This is a genomic window from Corallococcus sicarius, from assembly GCF_003611735.1.
Lineage (GTDB): Bacteria > Myxococcota > Myxococcia > Myxococcales > Myxococcaceae > Corallococcus > Corallococcus sicarius.
In genome coordinates, this window is the sequence record NZ_RAWG01000004.1 from 53,185 (window position 1) to 72,483 (window position 19,299).

Annotated in this window: 19 protein-coding genes; 13 read left to right on the forward strand and 6 right to left on the reverse strand. The window is 69.9% G+C overall.

The window, feature by feature from the left end; all coding sequences use genetic code 11:
• Positions 1–2 precede the first annotated feature (2 nt).
• Both D7X12_RS01145 and D7X12_RS01150 read left to right on the forward strand, forming a co-directional pair.
• The gene (locus D7X12_RS01145; RefSeq protein WP_120623415.1) at positions 3–1,571 is read left to right on the forward strand and encodes a GldG family protein; all 1,569 of its coding nucleotides are present in this window, start codon (positions 3–5) and stop codon (positions 1,569–1,571) included.
• Positions 1,568–3,043 (forward strand): DUF4340 domain-containing protein, encoded by a 1,476-nt coding sequence (locus tag D7X12_RS01150; protein WP_120623416.1) that lies wholly within the window; start codon positions 1,568–1,570, stop codon positions 3,041–3,043. Before D7X12_RS01145 ends, D7X12_RS01150 begins: the two co-directional genes overlap by 4 nt.
• A gap of 7 nt (positions 3,044–3,050) precedes the next feature.
• Here D7X12_RS01150 and D7X12_RS01155 read toward each other — a convergent pair whose 3' ends face one another.
• Together D7X12_RS01155 and D7X12_RS01160 are read right to left on the reverse strand one after the other, a co-directional pair.
• On the reverse strand, positions 3,051–3,755 hold the full coding sequence (locus D7X12_RS01155) for a metallophosphoesterase family protein (RefSeq protein ID WP_120623439.1): 705 nt from the start codon (positions 3,753–3,755) through the stop codon (positions 3,051–3,053).
• Positions 3,739–4,563: a nucleotidyltransferase gene (locus D7X12_RS01160; RefSeq protein WP_208718761.1), complete on the reverse strand. Its 825-nt coding sequence runs from the start codon at positions 4,561–4,563 to the stop codon at positions 3,739–3,741. Before D7X12_RS01160 ends, D7X12_RS01155 begins: the two co-directional genes overlap by 17 nt.
• 240 nt (positions 4,564–4,803) lie before the next feature.
• Here D7X12_RS01160 and D7X12_RS01165 point away from each other — a divergent pair, with 240 nt between their 5' ends.
• From D7X12_RS01165 to D7X12_RS01200, 8 genes are all read left to right on the forward strand, one after another.
• Positions 4,804–5,805, forward strand: coding sequence for a hypothetical protein (locus D7X12_RS01165; RefSeq protein ID WP_120623417.1), 1,002 nt, complete (start codon positions 4,804–4,806; stop codon positions 5,803–5,805).
• 28 nt (positions 5,806–5,833) lie between these two features.
• Positions 5,834–6,376, forward strand: a complete 543-nt coding sequence (locus tag D7X12_RS01170; protein WP_244224270.1) for an RNA polymerase sigma factor — start codon at positions 5,834–5,836, stop codon at positions 6,374–6,376.
• Positions 6,373–7,164 carry a DUF4384 domain-containing protein gene (locus D7X12_RS01175; protein WP_120623418.1) on the forward strand — a complete coding sequence of 264 codons (792 nt, stop codon included), beginning with the start codon at positions 6,373–6,375 and terminating at the stop codon, positions 7,162–7,164. Before D7X12_RS01170 ends, D7X12_RS01175 begins: the two co-directional genes overlap by 4 nt.
• Positions 7,165–7,334: 170 nt before the next feature.
• Positions 7,335–8,909: a caspase family protein gene (locus tag D7X12_RS01180; RefSeq protein ID WP_120623419.1), complete on the forward strand. Its 1,575-nt coding sequence runs from the start codon at positions 7,335–7,337 to the stop codon at positions 8,907–8,909.
• 11 nt (positions 8,910–8,920) lie between these two features.
• The gene (locus tag D7X12_RS01185) at positions 8,921–9,874 is read left to right on the forward strand and encodes a hypothetical protein (protein ID WP_208718763.1); all 954 of its coding nucleotides are present in this window, start codon (positions 8,921–8,923) and stop codon (positions 9,872–9,874) included.
• 115 nt (positions 9,875–9,989) lie between these two features.
• On the forward strand, positions 9,990–11,285 hold the full coding sequence (locus D7X12_RS01190) for an AmpG family muropeptide MFS transporter (protein WP_120623441.1): 1,296 nt from the start codon (positions 9,990–9,992) through the stop codon (positions 11,283–11,285).
• Between the two features lie 145 nt (positions 11,286–11,430).
• Entirely contained in the window at positions 11,431–13,068 is a 1,638-nt protein-coding gene (gene pgm / locus D7X12_RS01195) for a phosphoglucomutase (alpha-D-glucose-1,6-bisphosphate-dependent) (protein ID WP_120623421.1), read from the forward strand.
• A gap of 55 nt (positions 13,069–13,123) precedes the next feature.
• Positions 13,124–13,480 (forward strand): DoxX family protein, encoded by a 357-nt coding sequence (locus D7X12_RS01200; protein WP_120623422.1) that lies wholly within the window; start codon positions 13,124–13,126, stop codon positions 13,478–13,480.
• Positions 13,481–13,486: 6 nt separating this feature from the next.
• Here the strand turns inward: D7X12_RS01200 and D7X12_RS01205 are convergent, their stop codons facing one another.
• Positions 13,487–14,353, reverse strand: coding sequence for an SDR family oxidoreductase (locus D7X12_RS01205; protein ID WP_120623442.1), 867 nt, complete (start codon positions 14,351–14,353; stop codon positions 13,487–13,489).
• Positions 14,354–14,740: 387 nt separating this feature from the next.
• Between D7X12_RS01205 and rpoZ the strand changes: the two genes are divergently transcribed.
• Positions 14,741–14,980, forward strand: coding sequence for a DNA-directed RNA polymerase subunit omega (rpoZ, locus tag D7X12_RS01210; protein ID WP_120531319.1), 240 nt, complete (start codon positions 14,741–14,743; stop codon positions 14,978–14,980).
• Positions 14,981–14,983: 3 nt separating this feature from the next.
• Here the strand turns inward: rpoZ and D7X12_RS01215 are convergent, their stop codons facing one another.
• Genes D7X12_RS01215 through D7X12_RS01225 form a run of 3 tightly spaced genes read right to left on the reverse strand, consistent with a single transcriptional unit; the run spans position 14,984 to position 16,800 of the window.
• Entirely contained in the window at positions 14,984–15,487 is a 504-nt protein-coding gene (locus D7X12_RS01215; protein ID WP_244224272.1) for an NUDIX hydrolase, read from the reverse strand.
• 37 nt (positions 15,488–15,524) lie between these two features.
• Entirely contained in the window at positions 15,525–16,211 is a 687-nt protein-coding gene (locus tag D7X12_RS01220; RefSeq protein WP_208718765.1) for a hypothetical protein, read from the reverse strand.
• Entirely contained in the window at positions 16,201–16,800 is a 600-nt protein-coding gene (locus tag D7X12_RS01225; RefSeq protein WP_120623424.1) for a hypothetical protein, read from the reverse strand. The genes D7X12_RS01220 and D7X12_RS01225 overlap by 11 nt, the downstream gene beginning before the upstream one ends.
• A gap of 426 nt (positions 16,801–17,226) precedes the next feature.
• On the opposite strand from D7X12_RS01225, the gene groES reads away from it, so the two are divergent.
• Both groES and groL read left to right on the forward strand, forming a co-directional pair.
• On the forward strand, positions 17,227–17,517 hold the full coding sequence (groES, locus tag D7X12_RS01230; protein WP_120600169.1) for a co-chaperone GroES: 291 nt from the start codon (positions 17,227–17,229) through the stop codon (positions 17,515–17,517).
• 48 nt (positions 17,518–17,565) lie between these two features.
• The gene (gene groL / locus D7X12_RS01235) at positions 17,566–19,221 is read left to right on the forward strand and encodes a chaperonin GroEL (protein ID WP_120615431.1); all 1,656 of its coding nucleotides are present in this window, start codon (positions 17,566–17,568) and stop codon (positions 19,219–19,221) included.
• Positions 19,222–19,299: the final 78 nt, after the last annotated feature.

A 19,299-nucleotide genomic window follows, 5' to 3' on the forward strand; every position in this document is an offset into this window, starting at 1 on the left:
CCATGAGAGCGAACCACATCACCCGGCTGCAGGGCGCCTTCGGCCTGCTGCTCCTGCTGTCCAGTCCCTTCACGCTGTTCCTCTCGTCCGGCAGCGTGCCGCTCGCCGTGGGCAAGGCGGTGCTGGGCGCCGTGATGCTCGGGGACTACGTCGTCTCGCACCGTCGGGAGCTGGGGCGCTCAGGCTCACGCCGCACGGGGCGGTTCGTCGCGTCCACCGTGCTCATCACGCTGTTGGCGCTGGGCGTGCTGGTGGGCCTCAACGTCCTCGCGTTCAAGAACAACCGGCGCATCGACCTGACGCGGGAGCGCATCTTCTCGCTCGCGCCGCAGACGCGCGAGACGCTCGCGGGCCTGAAGGAGCCAGCTCGCGCGCTGGCGCTCATCCCCCCCACGCACCCGTCCTATGGCGAGTTGGAGGAGCTGTTCCGGCGCTTCCACGAGGCGGCGCCCCAGAGGTTCAACTACGCGTTCGCGGATCCGCACCACGAGCCCGGCCTGGCCGCGAGGTATCAGCTCAAGGACGGCCAGACGCTGGTCGTCGTCTCGCGCGGCGAGGGCGAGGATGCGCCCCACACCACCCTGCCCCTCCCCTACGAACAGGAGCTGACCAACGCCCTCCTCCAGTTGGAGGCGGCGGGCACGCAGAAGGTGTACGTCCTTGAGGGGCACGGCGAGTGGCCGCTGGAGACGCCGAACGGTCCCCAGGGTCCGGGCGACGGGCTGTCGGAGCTGCGCAGGCAACTGCTGCGCGAGGGCTACCGCCCCGAGCCCCTCAACCTCCTGGGCCTCAAGGAGGTGCCTCGCGACGCGGGGCTGCTGATCATCGCGGGGGCGAAGGAGGACTACACGGCTCCGGAAATGGCGGTCCTGCGCACCTACCTGGGCGAGGGCGGCCGGCTCCTGTACTTCACCGACGTGGGCACGACGGACGGGCTGGGCCTGCTGCTCGCGGACTACGGCGTGCAGGTGGACGACGGCGTGGCGGCGGACTCGCAGTTCAACGCGGGCAACCCGTTCGTCCTCGTGTCGAACTTCTTCGGCAAGCACGTCATCACCCGCCCCTTGCAGGAGCGCGCGTTCAACGTGCAGCTCCCCACCGTGCGCAGCCTCACGCTGTTCCGCGAGGGCTTCCTGCCCGGCGTGAAGGTGGAGCCCGTGCTGCTGACGTCGCCCTATGCGTGGGTGGAGACGCGGCCCCAGGAGGACACCACCCCGTCCGATGGCGAGAAGATGGGGCAGCTCACGCTCGTGGCCGCCGCGTCCCGGGACACGCGCGGGGCGGACTCCAAGCGCTTCGACGAGGCGCGGCTGGTGGTGATGGGGGACTCGGAGCTGCTGCTGGATCCGAACTGGGGCCATGAGGCCAACCGCAACCTGGTGATGAATGCCCTGGGCTGGGCGTCCCATCAGGTGGAGAAGATCACCCTGCGCCCCCCGAACCGGGAGACGTCCTCGCTGGAGCTGGGCCGAGGGCAGCTCCAGTTGCTGCGCTTCGTCGCCACCGACCTGTTTCCCCTGGCGTTGCTGGGCGTGGGGCTCGCTGTCTGGCTGTCGCGGAGGGACCGGTGAGGACTGCTGGAGTCGTGGTGCTGGGGCTCGCGGTGCTGGGTCCCTGGGCGTGTTCACGTGAAGCGGAGAAGCCCGCCCCTCCGAAGCTCTTCGCGACGGAGGCCGCGGAGCCGGCTCGTGGATCCGCGCCCCAGGCGGCCCCTGTCTTCACGCACCTGACGGTGAAGGCCCGGGGCGCCACCACGGAGCTGGAGCGGACGCCCGAGGGCTGGCGGCTCACCGCCCCCGTGGAGGCGAAGGCGGATCCGTACGCGGTGGAGGCCCTGGTGCAGCAGCTCACCACGGCGAAGTTCAAGGCGACGGTGAACGCCTCGCCGTCGGACGCGGACCTGAAGAAGTACGGCCTCACGTCGCCCCGCTTCACCGTGACGGCGCGGGCCTATGTGCCGGACGCAAGCGGCGGCGGCGCGGAGGATCCATCCCGGCAGCGCACCGTCACGCTGGCGGGGGGCGAGGAGAACTCCTTCGACGGCTCCGTGTACGTGCGCCGTGAGGGGGATGCGACCGTCTACGCGGCCGAGGGCGCCGTGCGGTGGGCGCTCGACAAGGGCCCCTTCGAGCTGCGCGCCAAGGAGTTCCTGGGGCCGCTGGACGCCGCGTCGCTCCAGTCCATCGAGGTGACGGCGAAGGCACACGCGTACCAACTGACGCGCGACGTGGACGGCAAGACGTGGCGGCTGGTGAAGCCGGAGCCGACGCGTGCGAACGCCAGCCGCGTGGCGGACCTGCTCACCGCGTTCGCGGGACAGCAGGCCCTGTCGTTCCCGGAGGACTCCCCTGCCCAGCGAAAGGCGCTCGGCCTGGAAACGCCCGTGGTGGATGCGCGCTTCGTTCCCTCCTCGGGCGAGCCCATCCGCGTGCGGCTGTCCCAGGTGACGCGCGAGGGGGCGACCGCGGTCCATGCGCTGCGTGAGCAGGGAAATCGCTCCACGCTGGCGGAGGTGGACGCGCGCGCGCTGACGACACTGGACGTCGGGGTGCCGGAGCTGAAGGACCGGCGCGTGCTGGCGTTCCCGCGCGACGCCGTGCGGCGGCTGGAGTTCCATCCTGGAGGCAAGGCCGCGCCCGTGGTGGTGACGCGCGGGTCTGCCGCGGACGGTGGCTCCGACGCATGGCAGGTGGAGGGCCCCGACGGTGGACGCGCCCGGCACTTCCGCGTGGTGAAGCTCCTGGGCACGCTCGACGCGCTGAAGGCCGCCGCGTTCGGCGAGGCGAACGTGAAGCGGTGGGAGCGCTACGGCATCAGCGAGTCCTCCCGGAGCGTGGTGCTGCGCGACGCGGACGGGAAGGAGCTGGCGCGGCTGTGGCTGGGCCACGCGGTGCCGGAGCAGGAGGAGCGGCTCTACGCGCGCGGCTCCGGACCGGACCTGCTGGAGGTCTCCGCGAGCGCCGTGGCGGACCTGCCCACGAGCGCCGCGGACCTGAAGGACGCGCCGCCCGGGGGGCCGGACGGCGGGGCTCCCACGCCCTGAGGCAGCGTCAGACCTCCATCAAGGCGAAGCGCTGCTCGGGCGTGAACTTGGTGAGCAGCGGCATCGCCACGTTGAACACGGGGATGCCGCTCTTGGTCTTCCCCTCGCGGGCACCGTGGTGCGCGTGCCCGTGGAAGACGCAGGCCGCGCCGTAGTGGTCGATGGGCATCGACAGGCGGCTCGTGCCGAGGAAGGGGCGGATCTCGATGTTCTCCCCGTCCAGCGTCTCCGGGATGGGGGCGTAGTGCATGATCACGACCTTCTTCTCCGTGTCCAGGTGGCTGAGCGCCGCTTCCAGCTTGAGCGACTCCTTCACGGCCTCCTGCACGAAGGACTTCGTCTCGCCCTCGCCGAAGGCCTGCAACGTCGCGTTGCCGAAGCCTCCTCCGAAGCCCTTCACGCCCGCCACGCCCAGCACCTTCTCGAAGATGTAGTGGTCTCCGTCGAGGATGTGGACGCCGACCTTGGACAGCTCCGAGCAGATGTCCTTCACCTGCCCGTGCTCGTAGTCGTGATTGCCCAGCACCGCGGCGCACGGGACGCGCAGCGCTGACAGCTCCTCCGCCAGCACCTTGCCCTCTTCGACCATGCCGCGATCCGTCAGGTCGCCGCACAGCAGCAGCAGATCCGCCGAGGCGTTCACCTGTTTGACGAACTGACGGAAGCGGCCGTGCTGGTCGTCACGGCAGTGGAGGTCACCGACCGCTGCCAGCCGTATTTTCGAGCTCGGATCTCGGGCCACGCGCGTCCCCCTCGGGTCGTTCTTGTTCGTCCCACGCCCTGCCGTCCCCAAACCCCCAGTGATGGATGTCCACGTGGTAGTTCACCTTGGACACCAGGTTGCCGCGGCACAGGCGCGCATCCCAGCTGCCGTCACGCACCGTCTGCAGCGTGCGGCTCATCAGCTCCGTCATCACGTAGTTGGGCACGATGTCGCGCTCGCTGGGATAGGCGAAGCGGAACATCATCAGGTGGCTGAGCAGCACCTCCCAGTAGCGGTCGAACCGCCGGAGGATGCGATCCCAGTCCATCTCCCGCCCCGCCTTGAGGATGAGGTGGTTGATGTCCGCGCCGTCATAGCGCTCGCGCTCGGTGACGAAGGCCTTGGACCAGATCATCTCCTCGGCGGGCGCGATGAGACACTCGTAGCCGAAGATGTTGGCCTTCTTGGCGTTCGTGAACCACTCGTCGTCCACCGTCGCCACGCCGTTGCCGGACGAGAAGATGAAGTCGACGAAGTAGTCGCCCTTGTAGGCCTTGTAGATCCACACCTCGTCGTGGTGTTCGGTGCGCCACCCATCCTTCTCCAGGACCTCCAGCGCGCGGACGGCATCCGCCTTGCGCGGGAACAGGTCCAGGTCCTTGGTGTCGCGGTAGATGCCCGTATAGGTGGCGTAGGCATAGGCCCCGCCCACCACGAATGGCACCCCGGCGTCATGGAGCAGACCGACGGCTCTGGCGCGGGCGTTGATTTCGTCCGGCGCACGCTCCCGCTCGGCGAGCGCGGCGTCCGTACCCATGTCCCCGGGATGGTTCGGGTGTCGTTTTTCCATGGGGCAAAGGTAGGGATGCTCCATTTCGGCCGTCTGGCAGGCGGGCGTGGGCGGCCGGAGGGCAAGCAGCCAGGCTCCAAGCATTTGGATTCATTGGAACTTTTTTCCTCAAGCGAGCCCTTTTTCTGTTTTCAGGTCGGCCGGTGTCCATAGGAGCGAATTCACTGCCGCAGGGCCCGCGCGACGGGCCCTCAAAGGACACCGACCATGCTGCGCAAGAGCCTGCTGTGTGCCGCTTCCCTGCTGTTCGCCGGTTGCGACAATGCCCAGACGAACGACGCGGACACCTTCCGGGACGGCCTGCCCTCCAAGGAGATGATGCAGGTGAAGGCGCCCAAGGAGAACGGTCAGGGGCTCACGGCGAGCGACCCGTCCGCGATGTACGGCCAGGGCCAGAAGGCCGAGTACTACCAGGCGACGGTGGCGGCCACGGTGTCGGTGAACGGCGGCACGCTCTGGGTGCTGAGCCTCATCGAGTCGATCACCAAGTATCCGCCCACGACGCTGGAGGAGAACAAGGCGGTGTGGGGGCCGAGCACGGAGGCGCTGAGCCCCACGACGTGGCGGCTGACGGTGACGAAGTCGGGGGACGCGTCGTTCTCGTGGGTGCTGGAGGGCAAGGCGAAGGCGGACGCGGACAGCGCCTTCAAGGCGGTGTTGTCCGGCACGCAGACGGTGGCGGTGGACGCGGAGGGCGAGCGCCAGAAGGGCTTCGGCTCCGGCGAGCTGTTCATCGACTGGGATGCGTCGCACAGCCTGCCGGATGGCGATGAGAACGTGGGCACGGTGGAGATCCGCTACGCGCGCCCCAGCGCCACGGCGGACGCCACGGTGGACGCGGACTTCCACCAGGTGCGTGACGACAAGAACCCGCAGCAGCGCGTGGACGGCAAGTACCACTACAAGGCGACCGCGACGGCGGGCGGCGAGTTCGACTTCGTGACGAACAAGGACATCGACAACAACGACCCGCTGCGGGCGAAGTTGGAGAAGCTGAGCATCAAGAGCCGCTGGGCGGCGACGGGCGTGGGCCGCTCGGACATCAAGGTGGCCGGGGGCGACCTGGTGGGTGAGGCCACGCTGAGCGAGTGCTGGGACACGAACTTCTTGAGCACGTACTTCCGCGTCAGCCTGGACCCGCGCCTGGGCTACGGCGAGGCGGAGGCGGCCTGCGGCGGCTTCAACGCGGCGGTGTACTCGTCGCTGTGAGCCTCCTCGCGGTAGGCTTGAGCCGCGCGTGACCGGACCGACCCCGCTGGCCCTGAAGGTGGTGCCTCCTCGAACCCCCGAGGACCGGCGGGCGGTCCTGCGCGACCTGTATGTGAAGTACGGCGGCAGCGTGCGGGAGCGTTGCCGCTACCTGTTGAAGGACGCGAGCCGGGCCGAGGACGCGATGCAGGACGTCTTCGCCCGAGCGCTCGTGCACGGGGATTCGTTCCGCGCGGAGGCGTCTCCGCTCACGTGGTTGATGAAGATCGCCACGCACCACTGCCTCAACCAGCTGCGCTCGGAAGGGGCGGCCTGGCGGCGGTGGTTCGCCCGGGACGAGGCGGCCCGTTCGGAGGGCCACGGTGGGGCGGAGGCGATGGAGACGCGGGACCTGGTGCGCAAGCTGCTGGCCCGGGTGGACGCGGAGACACAGGCGGCGGCCATCCACTACCACGTGGACGGGATGACGCTGGAAGAGGTGGCCGCGGTGCTGGGGCGTTCGGTGCCCACGGTGCGCAAGCGGCTGGAAGCCTTCGCGGAGCTGGGTGGAGAGGAGCTGAACGTCCGATGAGCGCGCACGAGTCGACCTGGACATTGCGCCGCCTGCACGTCGGCGAGCTGCCCGCGCTGGAAGCGGCCCGCGTCCGGGAGCATGCCGAGGCGTGCGAGGCGTGCGGTGCGCAGCTCCGGTCCTTCTCCGCGACGCAGGCCGCGTTCGAGGCGGAGGTGCCCTTCGAGCGCTTCGAGGCCGGCGTGGCGCGGGCCCTGGAGCGACAGGGGCGGATTTCCAAAGAGCCGGTGACGCGTGCGCCGTGGGTGCGGCCGCTGATGGCGGTGGCGGCGTCGGTGTTCGTGCTGGTGCTGGTGCGCCCGCTGCTGGAGCGCGACGACGCCGGGACGGTGCGGCCCCCGGTGACGGGCAATCGGATCAAGGGGGGCGCGGGCGCGGAGCTCCGCATTGGCGGAGGCGCGGAGCCGCAGCGCGTGGCGAGCGTGGACGCGCCGGAGGCCTTGCGGCCCGGTGAGCGCGTGCGACTGGGCTACACGCCGGAGACGCACCGCTACGTGGCGGCGCTGTCGGTGGATGCGCAGGGCGAAGTGACGCCGCTGTATCCGGAGTTGGGGGACAGCCTCGCGGTGGAGCCGGGCGCGGGGCCGCACTGGTTGCCGGAGAGCGTGGAGTTCACCGGCGCGGGTGCTGAGCGCGTGGTGCTGGTGCTGACGGATACGCCGGTGTCGATGGAGGCTCTGAGCGACGCGGCGCGGAAGTCCTTCACCGCCGCGGGACGGGACGTCACGCGCATGGCGCCGCTGGATGTCGCGGGCGAGCAGACGCAGTGGATCCTGCTGAAGCCATGAGCCCTCGCGTTCCAGGCACGGAGTGGACCGCACGCGTGTCGGGGATTGTTCCGGTTCCGGTGCGGGCACTCGCCGCGAGACATCCTGCGTCAGGCCATGCGCCCGCACCTGCCACGGAGTTCCCTGCGTTGGCTTGCGTGCGGGCATTCGCGTCCAGGTTTCGTGCGTCGTTGCCCGGACTCACGCTCGCCTTCGCGTTGCTGTCCACCGCGGCGCACGCGGACACGCTGCACCGCTTCGCGCTCATCGCCGGCAACGACACGGGTGGCGGCGACACACGCCCCTTGAGCTACGCGCGCGACGACGCGCGCAAGATGCACGACCTGCTCACGCGGCTGGGGGGCGTGGCTCCTTCCGACACGAAGCTCCTCCTCGACGACGACGCGAAGGACTTCCTCTCCGCGCTGTCGGACCTGGAGCAGCGGGCACGCGCGGCCCAGGCTCGCGGCGAGCGCACGGCGCTGTTCGTCTACTACTCCGGCCACGCGAAGGACGGAGCGCTGCGGCTGGGTGACTCGCGGCTGCCCTTCGACGCGCTCAAGCGCCGTCTGGCGGACGCGCCCGTGGACATCCGCATCGCCATCCTGGACTCGTGCCGTTCCGGCGCGCTCACGCGGACCAAGGGCGCCCGCAAGGCCCCCGCCTTCGACGTGGAATCCGGCGCGGCGCGCGATGCCCGGGGCGTCGTCATCCTCACCTCCAGCGCCGCCGACGAGGACTCGCAGGAGTCCGACGCGCTGGGCGGCAGCTACTTCTCCCACCACCTGACGAGCGGCCTGCTGGGCGACGCGGACCGCAGCGGCGATGGACGCGTGACGCTCTTCGAGGCGTACTCACATGCCTACGCGCGCACCGTAGCGGACACCGCCGACAGCAGCGCGGGCCCGCAACACCCCACGTTCAGCTACGACCTCGCGGGCAACGGTGACCTGGTCCTCACCGACCTTCGCGCGAGCGCCGAGGGACTCGTGGTCCCCGGCAGTGCCCCCGCGGGCTCCTACTACTTCGTGGATCCGGGCGGTCTCGTCGTCGCGGAGCTGGACAAGGCCGCGGACACGGAGCGGCGCGTGGCCCTGGCCCCCGGCACGTACCGTGTGAAGCGCCGGCTGAGCGACCGGCTGCGCATCGGTGAGGTCGAGATTTCTCGCGGCCGGACCACAGTGCTGGAGGAGCCACGCCTCAAGGACGCCCCCTTCTCCGACGACCCCGTGAAGGGCGCGGCCCGGGGCCGGGACTCGTGGTGGGCCTTCGGCCTCACGGGCGGCTACCAGTCCTTCTTCGACGCGGCCACGCGCCGGTCCCTCTTCCTCTCCGTGCCCCTGTTCGGCGCGGAGGCCGAGCTGCACGACTACTTCCGCCGCGACTGGGTCTGGGGCTTCGACGCGGCCGTGGGTGGAACGCAGGGCGTCCTCGCGCTGCCCACGCTCGCGGGGCCAACGTACCGGTACTCCGTGGTGAACCTGGGCACCAGCCTCACCACCGAGTGGCCCCTGGGCCGCGTCTCGCCGTTCGTGGGCGCGCGGCTGGCGTACCTCATCCTGGGCCGCCAGTTCGACGACGCCGCGTTCCCGGATCAGCGCTTCGCCATGGTGTCCCCGGGCGTGGTGGCCGGCGCGCGGTGGCAGCTCACGCGCAGCCTCCACCTCACCACGCGCGGCCGGCTGCAGTACCTCCAATACACCGTCGATGCGCAGCGTTCCCTGGGCTACTGGGAACTGGCCGCGCTCCTCACCTACGCGCCATGAGAGAGCACGTGATGCGAAACCCGGCCCCCGCCCTGCTCTGCCTCCTCGCCGTCGCGTGCGGCGGCGACTTCTCCAACGACGACCTGGAGTTCCAGTACGCCCTGCCCCAGCGCGAGGACCTGGCCGCGAAGCTGCCGGACTCCGCGGCCCGCTCCGGCCAGGGGCTGCGCTCCCAGCAGGTCGGCCTCCAGGTGCTGGGCGGCACGTCGGAGCTGGCCCTGCAGGCCTACACGGCGGGCACGCGGTTCAACGCCAGCGTGGACGGCCTGCTGTCCCTCCTGGAGCTGTTCCGCAACGCGCCGCCCACCACGCGCGAAACCGACCGGCGCATCTGGGGCCCCTTCCCCGCCGACGACCACCCGGGCAACGAAGTGCGCTTCGTGATGGAGCGCGAGGGCGCCGAGTTCACCTACCTCCTCCAGTACCGTCCGAAGGGCGCGGGCGAGGACGCGTGGTGGACCTACCTGCCCGGCACCTTCAAGGCGGACGGAGGCATCCGCAAGGGAGAAGGCACGCTCGCGCTGGACCTGAAGCTGGCCCGCGCACGCGGCTTCGACACGGGCGCCGCGACCAGCCTGGACCGGCTGGACATCGGCTACCAGACCCGGGCGCTGCCCACGCGCGTGGAGCTGCTCTTCACGGGCGCGGGGGCCACGCTGCCCCTGACGCGCTATGCGTCGCGGCAGGTGCCGGAGGGGCTGGGAGAGATGGCGTTCCGCCTGCCCGGCGAGGACCTGATTCCCGGCGGGCTCCTGGAGACGCTGGACATCCTGGCGCGCTGGACGCCGGACGGCCGGGGCGTGCTGGTGCTCAACATCCTGGAGGGCGACGCGAAGGGCGCGAAGTACACCGAGTGCTGGGACTCCCGGACGCGGATCACCTTCATGCGCCGCAACTGGGACTTCCTCAACCCCACCGAGGGCGACGCCTCCACCTGCCCGGACGTGTCCGCGCTGGAGCCGTAGCGACGGGCCGCCCGGGCTGGTGCCCGGACAGCAGCCGGGCGGACATTCTTTGCCCGTCAGGAGGTGACGCGCGGGGCGGATTCTCTATGCTGGGGGCCGCTTGTCCGCGCCCTCCATGTCCAATCCCTCGCTTCTCACCGTCTTGAAGAGCCGGCGCATCTGGCTCCTGATGGCCGTCGGCTTCGCGTCCGGCCTCCCCCTGTGGCTGACCGGCGTCACGCTGTCCGCGTGGATGAAGAACGAGGGGGTGAACCTCAAGACCATCGGCATCTTCAGCCTCGTGGCGCTGCCCTACACCTTCAAGGTGCTGTGGGCGCCGCTGATGGACCGCTACACGCTTCCCTTCCTGGGCCGCCGTCGCGGCTGGATGCTGCTGACGCAGGTGCTGCTGATGGGCGCCATCTCCGCGATGGGGCTCGTCAACCCGAAGGACGCGCCCATCGCCATGGCGTGCATCGCGGTGGTGGTGACGTTCCTGTCCGCCAGCCAGGACATCGTCGCGGACGCATGGCGCACGGACATCCTCCCGATGGAGGAGCGCGGGCTGGGCAATTCGATGTACGTCACCGGCTACCGGGTGGGCATGCTCGTCGCGGGCGGGCTGGCGTTCGTCCTCTCCGACCTGCTCGGCTGGTCGCAGACGTACTACGTGATGGGCCTGCTCATGGGCGTGGGGGTGGTGGCCACGCTGCTCGCCCCGGAGCCCCAGAGCGTGAAACCCCCGCGCAACCTGCTGGACGCGGTGGTGAAGCCCTTCGTGGACTACTTCCGCCGGGAGTACGCGCTGGGGGTGCTCGCGTTCCTGGTGCTCTACAAGCTGGGGGACGCCATCGCCGCCAGCATGGTGACGCCCTTCTACATCGAGCTCGGGTTCTCCAACACGGAGATTGGCGCGCTCAGCAAGACGCTGGGCATGCTGGCCACCATTGGCGGCGGCCTGCTGGGCGGCGTGCTGATGGTGAAGCTCAGCATGCGCCGCGCGCTGTTCATCTTCGGCGCCGCGCAGGGGCTCACCAACCTGGGCTTCCTGGCCCTGTCGCTCGTCGGCAAGAACGACCTGATGCTCGCGACCGCCATCGCCCTGGACAACGTGTGCACGGGCCTGGGCGTGATGGCATTCGCGGCCTTCCTGATGTCGCTGTGCCACAAGAGCTTCAGCGCCACGCAGTACGCGCTCCTGTCCACGATGGGCACCATCGCCAACCGGCTCATCGGCTCCGTGTCCGGCTACCTGGCCACGTGGTTGGGCTGGCCCACCTTCTTCGCCTTCACCGCCGCGGCGGCCATCCCCGCGCTGGTGCTGCTCACGTTCCTGCCGGAGCACGCCGCCCGGCCCGTGGAGGACGAGCCCCCCGCGCCGGAGGCCATGCCGCCCTCCGCCCCCGCGTCGTCTGTCGCCGTGGCGCGCTGACGGCTTCCAGACACGCTCACCCGCCCCTCCGGTCCGCGCTCCCGCCCGCTACTGGACGGAGCGCGCGGGGCCCGGGTGCGGGGATGGACAGGACCGTGACTTCGGCTCCCCTTCCGCCCGCGCGCGAGACTAGGGTGCCGCCGTCATGGCCCATCCTTCCGCTGGCAAGCCCCTTTCGCGCGACCTGTTGATCAACCCCGAGAAGCTGCGCGCCAGGTATTACTCCGACATCCCGGACGCTTCCGTGGCCGAGCAACGCGTCGCCTTCGGCACCTCCGGTCACCGGGGTTCGGCCGCGCGCCGCAGCTTCAACGAGCCGCACATCCTCGCGGTGGCGCAGGCCCTGTGCGAGTACCGCAAGCAGCAGGGCTATGACGGCCCGCTCTTCCTGGGCATGGACACGCACGCCCTCTCCGAGCCCGCCCAGCGCACCACGCTGGAAGTGCTGGCCGCCCACGGTGTCGAGGTGCGCTTCACCGACAGCGCCACGCCCACGCCCGTCATCTCCCACGCCATCCTCACCTACAACCGGGGCCGCTCGCGCGGGCTCGCGGACGGCATCGTCATCACCCCGTCCCACAACCCGCCCGAGGACGGCGGCATCAAGTACAACCCGCCCAACGGCGGCCCCGCGGACACGAACGTCACGTCGATTGTCGAGCGCCGCGCCAACGAGCTGATGGCCGCCGGCAACAAGGACGTCCAGCGCATCACCTACGAGAAGGCGCGCGCCAGCGGCACGGTGAAGGCGTACGACTTCATCACCCCGTACGTGACGGACCTGGCGAACGTGGTGGACGTGGACGTCATCCGGGACGCGAAGCTGAAGCTGGGCGCGGATCCGCTGGGCGGCTCCAACCTGGACTACTGGGACCCCATCTCGGATCGCTACAAGCTGTCGATCTCCGTGGTGAACCGCAAGGTGGACCCCACGTTCGGCTTCATGCCCGCGGACCACGACGGGAAGATCCGCATGGACTGCTCGTCGCCGTATGCGATGGCGAACCTGGTGGGCCTCAAGGACAAGTACGCGCTCGCCTTCGGCAACGACACGGACTCCGACCGCCACGGCATCGTCACCCGCAGCCAGGGGCTGATGAACCCCAACCACTACCTGGCCGTCTCCATCGGCTACCTGTTCCGCAACCGCCCGGACTGGAAGGCGGACGCGGCGGTGGGCAAGACGCTGGTGAGCAGCAGCCTCATCGACCGCGTGGCCAAGGACCTGGGCCGCCGAGTGGTGGAAGTGCCGGTGGGCTTCAAGTGGTTCGTGGACGGGCTGCTGGACGGCTCGCTGGGCTTCGGCGGCGAGGAGAGCGCGGGCGCGTCCTTCCTGCGCCGTGACGGCACCGTGTGGACCACCGACAAGGACGGCATCATCCTGGACCTGCTCGCGGCGGAAATCCTCGCGCGCACCGGCAAGGACCCCGGCGAGCACTACCAGGAGCTGGCGGCGAAGTTCGGCGCGCCGCTGTACACGCGCATTGATCAGCCGGCCACGTCCGAGCAGAAGGCCGTGCTCAAGAAGCTGTCACCGGAGGCGGTGAAGGCCACGTCGCTCGCGGGCGAGCCCATCCTCCAGCGCCTCACGCGCGCGCCGGGCAACAACGCGGAGCTGGGCGGCCTCAAGGTCGTGGCGGAGAACGGCTGGTTCGCCGCGCGCCCCTCCGGCACCGAGGACGTCTACAAGATCTACGCGGAGAGCTTCCGCGACGCTGGGCACCTGGACTCCATCGTGCAGGAAGCCCGCGCCATCGTCGGTGAGGCGTTCGTCGCAAAGTAGGCGTGGACCCAGGGCCCCTGGCCGCGCTTCGATGCCGCCAGGAGCCCCGCCCGCCATGTCCGTGAAGCTCATCCTGCAGTTCGTGCTCGCGCTGTTCATGGTCGCCGCGGGGGTGAACCACTTCCTCAAGCCGCGCGTGTACATGCACATCATGCCGCCGTACCTGCCCCGTCCCCGGGAGCTGGTGCTGCTAAGCGGCATGGCGGAGGTGCTGCTGGGCGTGCTGCTGCTGGTGCCGCGGACGACGCCGCTCGCGGCCTGGGGGCTGGTCGCGCTGTTCGTGGCGGTGTTCCCCGCGAACCTCTACATGGCCCAGCACCCGGAGCGGTTCCCGAAGATTCCCCGGGCCCTGCTCTGGTTGCGGCTGCCGCTCCAGGGCGTCCTCATCCTCTGGGCGCTCTGGTACACCTGACGCGCCTCACCGCCACAGGGGCGCGTGGTCCTCGATGTACTGGCGCACCGTGCGCGTGGGGCGGCCCAGGAGGTTCGCGAGCGTGGGGTCCACCTGCTCCGCCTGACCGAAGCGCAGCCCCACGTGCAGCAGCGTCTGGACGCCCACCTGGCCCCAGGGCATCCGCCGTCCGTGCAGGTGGCGCACGTAGCCCGCCACCGACGCGGGCTCGTAGCGGATGGGCCGGCCGAGCACCTCCGACAACATCACCGCCACCTCGTCGAACGTCACCGACTCCGGCCCGGTGAGGGTGAACGCGCGGTTTCGCAGGGACGTGTCCAGCATCGCCCGCGTCACCAGGTCCCCCACGTCGCGCACGTCCACGAAGGCCACCCGGCCCTGGGCCGCGGGGAGGAAGAGGCGGTGGTCCTGGCGGATGTCCTCGCGGTAGGCGTCCCCCAGGTTCTGCGCGAAGAAGGTCGGCCGCAGCAGCGTCCAGCCCAGCGACGAGCGCTTCAGGTGCTCCTCCACCGCATGGTGGGGGATCCACGTGCGCTTCTCCGCGCCGTCCACGGAGAGGAACACCACCTGCTTCACGCCCTGCGTGACGGCCGCGTCCACGAAGGCGTTGAGCGTGCCCTGCATGTGGGCGATGGCCGGAGGCCGCAGGAGGAAGACGCCGCGCACGCCCTCCAGCGCGGGCCGGAAGGTCTCCGGGCGCAGGAAATCCAGGGGCACCGGCATCACCTCGCCGTCCATCTCCTTGAGCAGCGCCACGGTGCGCTCGGGCGACTTCACCGCCGCGCGCACGGGGACCCCTTCCGACAGCAGGGAGCGGACCACCGCCCGGCCCACGTTGCCGGTGGGCCCGGTGACGAGCACCGGCCCGTTCACGGCGCCACCTTCCACGACGGGGCCGGCCTTGCGCCCGGGACGCACCGGGGATGGCCGACGCCGCGCGACCTGACCTCGCTCATGCGGGAACTCCTCTCTCGATGCGCGCCCTTGGGAATCCCGGAGCGCGGGGCGACGGACCCCACCCTGGGGGCCCATGCCTCCATCGGAAAACGCACCCCGGGTGATCCGTTGAGGCCCCCGCGCTCCCGAATTCCAGAGCCCCGGAAATCGCCGTGCGCCAGCGAACAGCGGGGGCCCGGGAGCGTCGGCTGGCGGTCATCCAGTGGGCGGCTCCCTCGGCCGCCCATCCTTTCTTGACTCAACCGGACGTGCTCTTTAGGTTGGGAGGCTTCCACCGGCTCCCAGAGCCAAGAAGGATGTTCCATGGCCCGCGTTACCGTTGAAGACTGCCTCCCCTACGTGGACAACCGGTTCGCGCTCGTGCTGCTGGGCGCCAAGCGCGCGCGCCAGCTGATGGCCGGCGCCCGGCCCATCCTGGAGACCTCCAAGAACAAGCCGCCCGTGCTCGCGCTCCGCGAGGTCGCCACCCAGCGCGTGAAGTTCGACCGCGACGTGCGCGAGGCGCTCTCCGGCAAGTACACCGCCGAGGAAGCCAAGAAGTAGGCTTCAGCCCTCCTGCTTCCCCCTGGCACCCTCCCCCGTCGCGGGAGGGGCCTCGGGCGAGGAAGGGACTCCGGACGCCATGCCCTGGGCGCGCATCCAGCGCAACGCCCGGCCAGCGACGGCCTTCTCGCCCTTGTAGCCCAGCGCCGGAATCAGCCCCTCCAGGGGCAGCCAGCGCACCTCGTCCACCTCCACGCGCGGCCCCGGCAGCGGCCCCAGCTCTCCCGCCTCGTAGCGGAAGAGGAAGAAGTGGACGCGCTTGAAGATGCGCTGCCCCCGGAACTGGTAGACGTAGCGGATCTCCCCCAGCGGCGCGAGCAGCGCCACGGAGAGCCCCGTCTCCTCCCGCACCTCGCGCCGCGCCGTCTGCTCCGGCGTCTCGCCCGGGTCCACGTGCCCCTTGGGCAGCGCCCACAGGTGACGGCCGTGCGGACGGATGACCGCCACCTCCCAGGTGCCGGCACTGGCCCGGATGACGATGCCTCCTGAGGATGCCTCGCGCGGCATGGCCCCACCCTACCCGAAGCGGGCGGCGGCCGGGCCATCAACCGCCGTGCGCGAAGTGACGCAGCTTGGCCTCCGCCCCCAACCGGTAGGCATAACGCACGTCGCCGAGCAGCCGGTCCAACCGCCGCTCCGCCACGTGCCCCATCAGCCTCTCGCAGAAGCGCCGGGACACCCGGTTGGCCTCCTCGTAGCGCCAGCGCTCCTCCCGGGACAGCCGGGGCTGGTACGCCACCCTGTCGAAGAGGCGCGCCAGCAGCTCCCGCGCCCAGGCCAGGACGCCCTCGCCCCAGCGGTGCAGCAGGCAGACGAGGAACTTGTCCACCTCCGCCTGGGCCTCCAATTCCAGCAGCGACACCGTGCGCTCGTAGTGCGCCGTGTGCGCGACGTAGAGGAAGTGGCTGACGCCCTCGGTCACCTGGCAGTAGCCGTCCAGGTCGCCCTCCAGCACGGAGTTCACGGGGCCCGCGTCGTAGCGCTCCAGTCGGGCCAGCAGCGCCGGGGCCAGGTAGAGCGCCAGCTCCAGGCCACCCCGGGCCTCCAGCACCAGCAACTCCTCGGGCGCGCGGCCGGTGCCGCCCAGGAGCGCGGCGGTCTCCGCGTCCACCACGAAGGCCTCCGCGCGGGCCTCGCACCGGAAGCCGTAGATGGCCTCCAGGTGGGCCTGGAGGCGTCCGACGAGAGGCGAGTCGGCGGCGTCGGGGAAGTCCACGGCGTCAGTTGGCAAGCGGCCCCTTGCGCGGCACCCACCCGGCGTCCACCAGCACGCGCTCCAGCTTGTCGCTGCCGGTGCGCACCCAGGACTCGTAGACGTGCAGCGCGCCAGCGGGCCCCGAGCTCACCAGCCCCCGGGCGCTGATCTCCTCCAGCACCTCCACCAGCGCGCGGAACTTGTCGCACAGCTCCCGGTACACGCCGGTGAAGCCGCTGGGGGGCACCAGCTCCGCGACCTGGCCATAGGCCGCGCCGCCCATCTGGATGTAGTAGTCCGGGCCCACCATGCCCTGCTGCAGCGCGCCGGAGAAGAAGCCCACCTTGTAGAGCGACACGTCTCCCAGCCGCCGCAGCGTGCGGATGCGCTCGTCACGCTCCTGCTGCAGCGCCCGGTGGTACAGCTCCGCCAGCGGCTCGTGCTCCCGCCGGCCTTCGGCGTCGCGGCTGAACAGCTTGTCCGAGGCCGCGAAGTCCGCGAGCAGGTTCACCAGGTAGAACTCGGTGGACTCGCCCAACGCCACCCGCTGCCGGGTCGTGACTTCCAGCAACAGCTCCCGGAAGAACTCCTTCAGCGAAGAAGAGGACGTCACCAGTCCGCTCATCGACCACACCTCCCGAAGGTGCCTGGAAGTCGCCCGTGACTTCCAGGGGGACACTTCCCTCAAGCCTAGTCATGTCGGAGGGCGCCAGCAAAGCGCACCCGAGTCTTATCAGGGACTTACGTTGGCACTCGGGGAGGGCGAGTGCCAACGGGGTGACAGCAATGCTGCCCTACCGGGCAGGCGTGGGCAGGGGAATAACTTCCTGAAAAACACAGGCATGACGGGTGTTTAGCGGCACACGGCCCTGTGGACCGACGTCGCTTGACGAGGTGAAGTCCCTGGTTATTATCCGCCGCGAGCTGGCGTTAGCACTCACGAGGTGCGAGTGCCAACGCCACAGGCCCACCGGCCCTTTTTCAACCCCCAACGGCATCCCGGCCCGGACCGCAATCCGGCCGGCCAGGCCGTGGTTCACAGGAGCAAGCCATGAAGATTCGTCCCCTGCAGGATCGGCTCATCATCAAGCGCGTCGCCGAGGAGAACAAGACCAAGGGCGGCCTCTTCATCCCCGACACGGCCAAGGAGAAGCCCCTCGAGGGCAAGGTCGTCGCCGTCGGCAACGGCAAGGTGCTGGAGGACGGCAAGGTGCGCGCCATGGACATCAAGGCCGGCGACACCATCCTCTTCAGCAAGTACGCGGGCACGGAGATCAAGCTGGACGGCGAGGATCACCTGATCCTCCGCGAAGAGGACGTGCTGGGCATCATCGAGAAGTGAAGCCCGCCGCACCCCTTCTCCACTCCTAACTTCTAGAGGCTTCAAACCATGGCCAAAGACATCATTTTCGAAGTGCGCGCGCGTGACGCCATCCTGCGCGGCGTGAACATCCTCGCTGACGCCGTCAAGGTGACCCTGGGGCCCAAGGGCCGCAACGTCGTCATCGAGAAGAGCTTCGGCTCCCCCACCATCACGAAGGACGGCGTGACGGTGGCGAAGGAAATCGAACTGGAGAACAAGTTCGAGAACATGGGCGCCCAGATGGTCAAGGAGGTCGCCTCCAAGACGTCGGACGTCGCCGGTGACGGCACCACCACGGCCACCGTGCTGGCGCAGGCCATCTTCCGCGAGGGCGCGAAGCTGGTCGCCGCGGGCCACAACCCGATGGACATCAAGCGCGGCATCGACAAGGCCGTCACGGCGATCACCGCCGAGCTGAAGGTCCTGGCGAAGCCGACCAAGGGCAACAAGGAAATCGCCCAGGTTGGCACCATCTCCGCCAACGGTGACGTCACCATCGGCCAGATCATCGCGGACGCGATGGAGAAGGTCGGCAAGGAGGGCGTCATCACGGTGGAAGAGGCCAAGGGCCTGGACACCACCCTGGACGTCGTCGAGGGCATGCAGTTCGACCGCGGCTACCTGTCCCCGTACTTCGTGACGGATCCGGAGCGCATGGAAGTCGTCCTGCAGGACCCGCTCATCCTCATCCACGAGAAGAAGATCTCGTCGATGAAGGACCTGCTCCCCATCCTGGAGCAGGTGGCGCGCGCCGGTAAGCCGCTGCTCATCATCGCGGAGGAGGTCGAGGGCGAGGCCCTGGCCACCCTGGTGGTGAACAAGATCCGCGGCGTGCTGAACGTGGCCGCGGTGAAGGCGCCGGGCTTCGGCGACCGCCGCAAGGCCATGCTGGAGGACATCGCCGTCCTCACCGGCGGCCGGATGATCGCCGAGGACCTGGGCATCAAGCTGGACACGCTGACGCTCCAGGACCTGGGCCGCGCGAAGCGCATCACCATCGACAAGGACAACACGACCATCGTCGACGGCGCGGGCGCCCAGACGGAGATCGAAGCGCGCGTGAAGCAGATCCGCGTGGCCGTGGAAGACACCAGCAGCGACTACGACCGTGAGAAGCTGCAGGAGCGGCTCGCGAAGCTCGTGGGCGGCGTGGCCGTCATCAACGTCGGCGCGGCGACCGAGACGGAGATGAAGGAGAAGAAGGCCCGCGTGGAGGACGCGCTCAACGCGACCCGCGCGGCCGTCGAGGAGGGCGTGGTGCCCGGCGGCGGCGTCGCCTACATCCGCTGCCTCAAGGCGCTGGACGGCCTGAAGCTGCTGGAGGGTGAGAAGTCCGGCGTGGACATCATCCGCCGCTCCGTCGAGGAGCCCCTGCGTCAGATCGTCGGCAACGGCGGCCTGGAGGGCAGCGTGGTGGTGAACAAGGTCAAGGAGGGCACCGGCGCGTACGGCTTCAACGCCGCCACCGGCGTCTACGAGGACCTGCTGGCCGCGGGCGTCATCGACCCGGCCAAGGTGAGCCGCACCGCGCTGCAGAACGCGGCGTCGGTCGCCTCGCTGATGCTGACCACGGAGGCCATGGTCGCCGAGCGTCCGAAGGCGGACGACGACAAGGGCGGCGGCGGCGGTGGTGGCATGGGCGGCATGGGTGGCATGGGCGGTATGGGCGGCATGGGCATGTAGTCGCCCTCCCCTCCCCTTCGTTTTCGGGGATGGGACTGACGGCCTCCGGCGCCCTTCGGGGTTCCGGGGGCCGTTGTG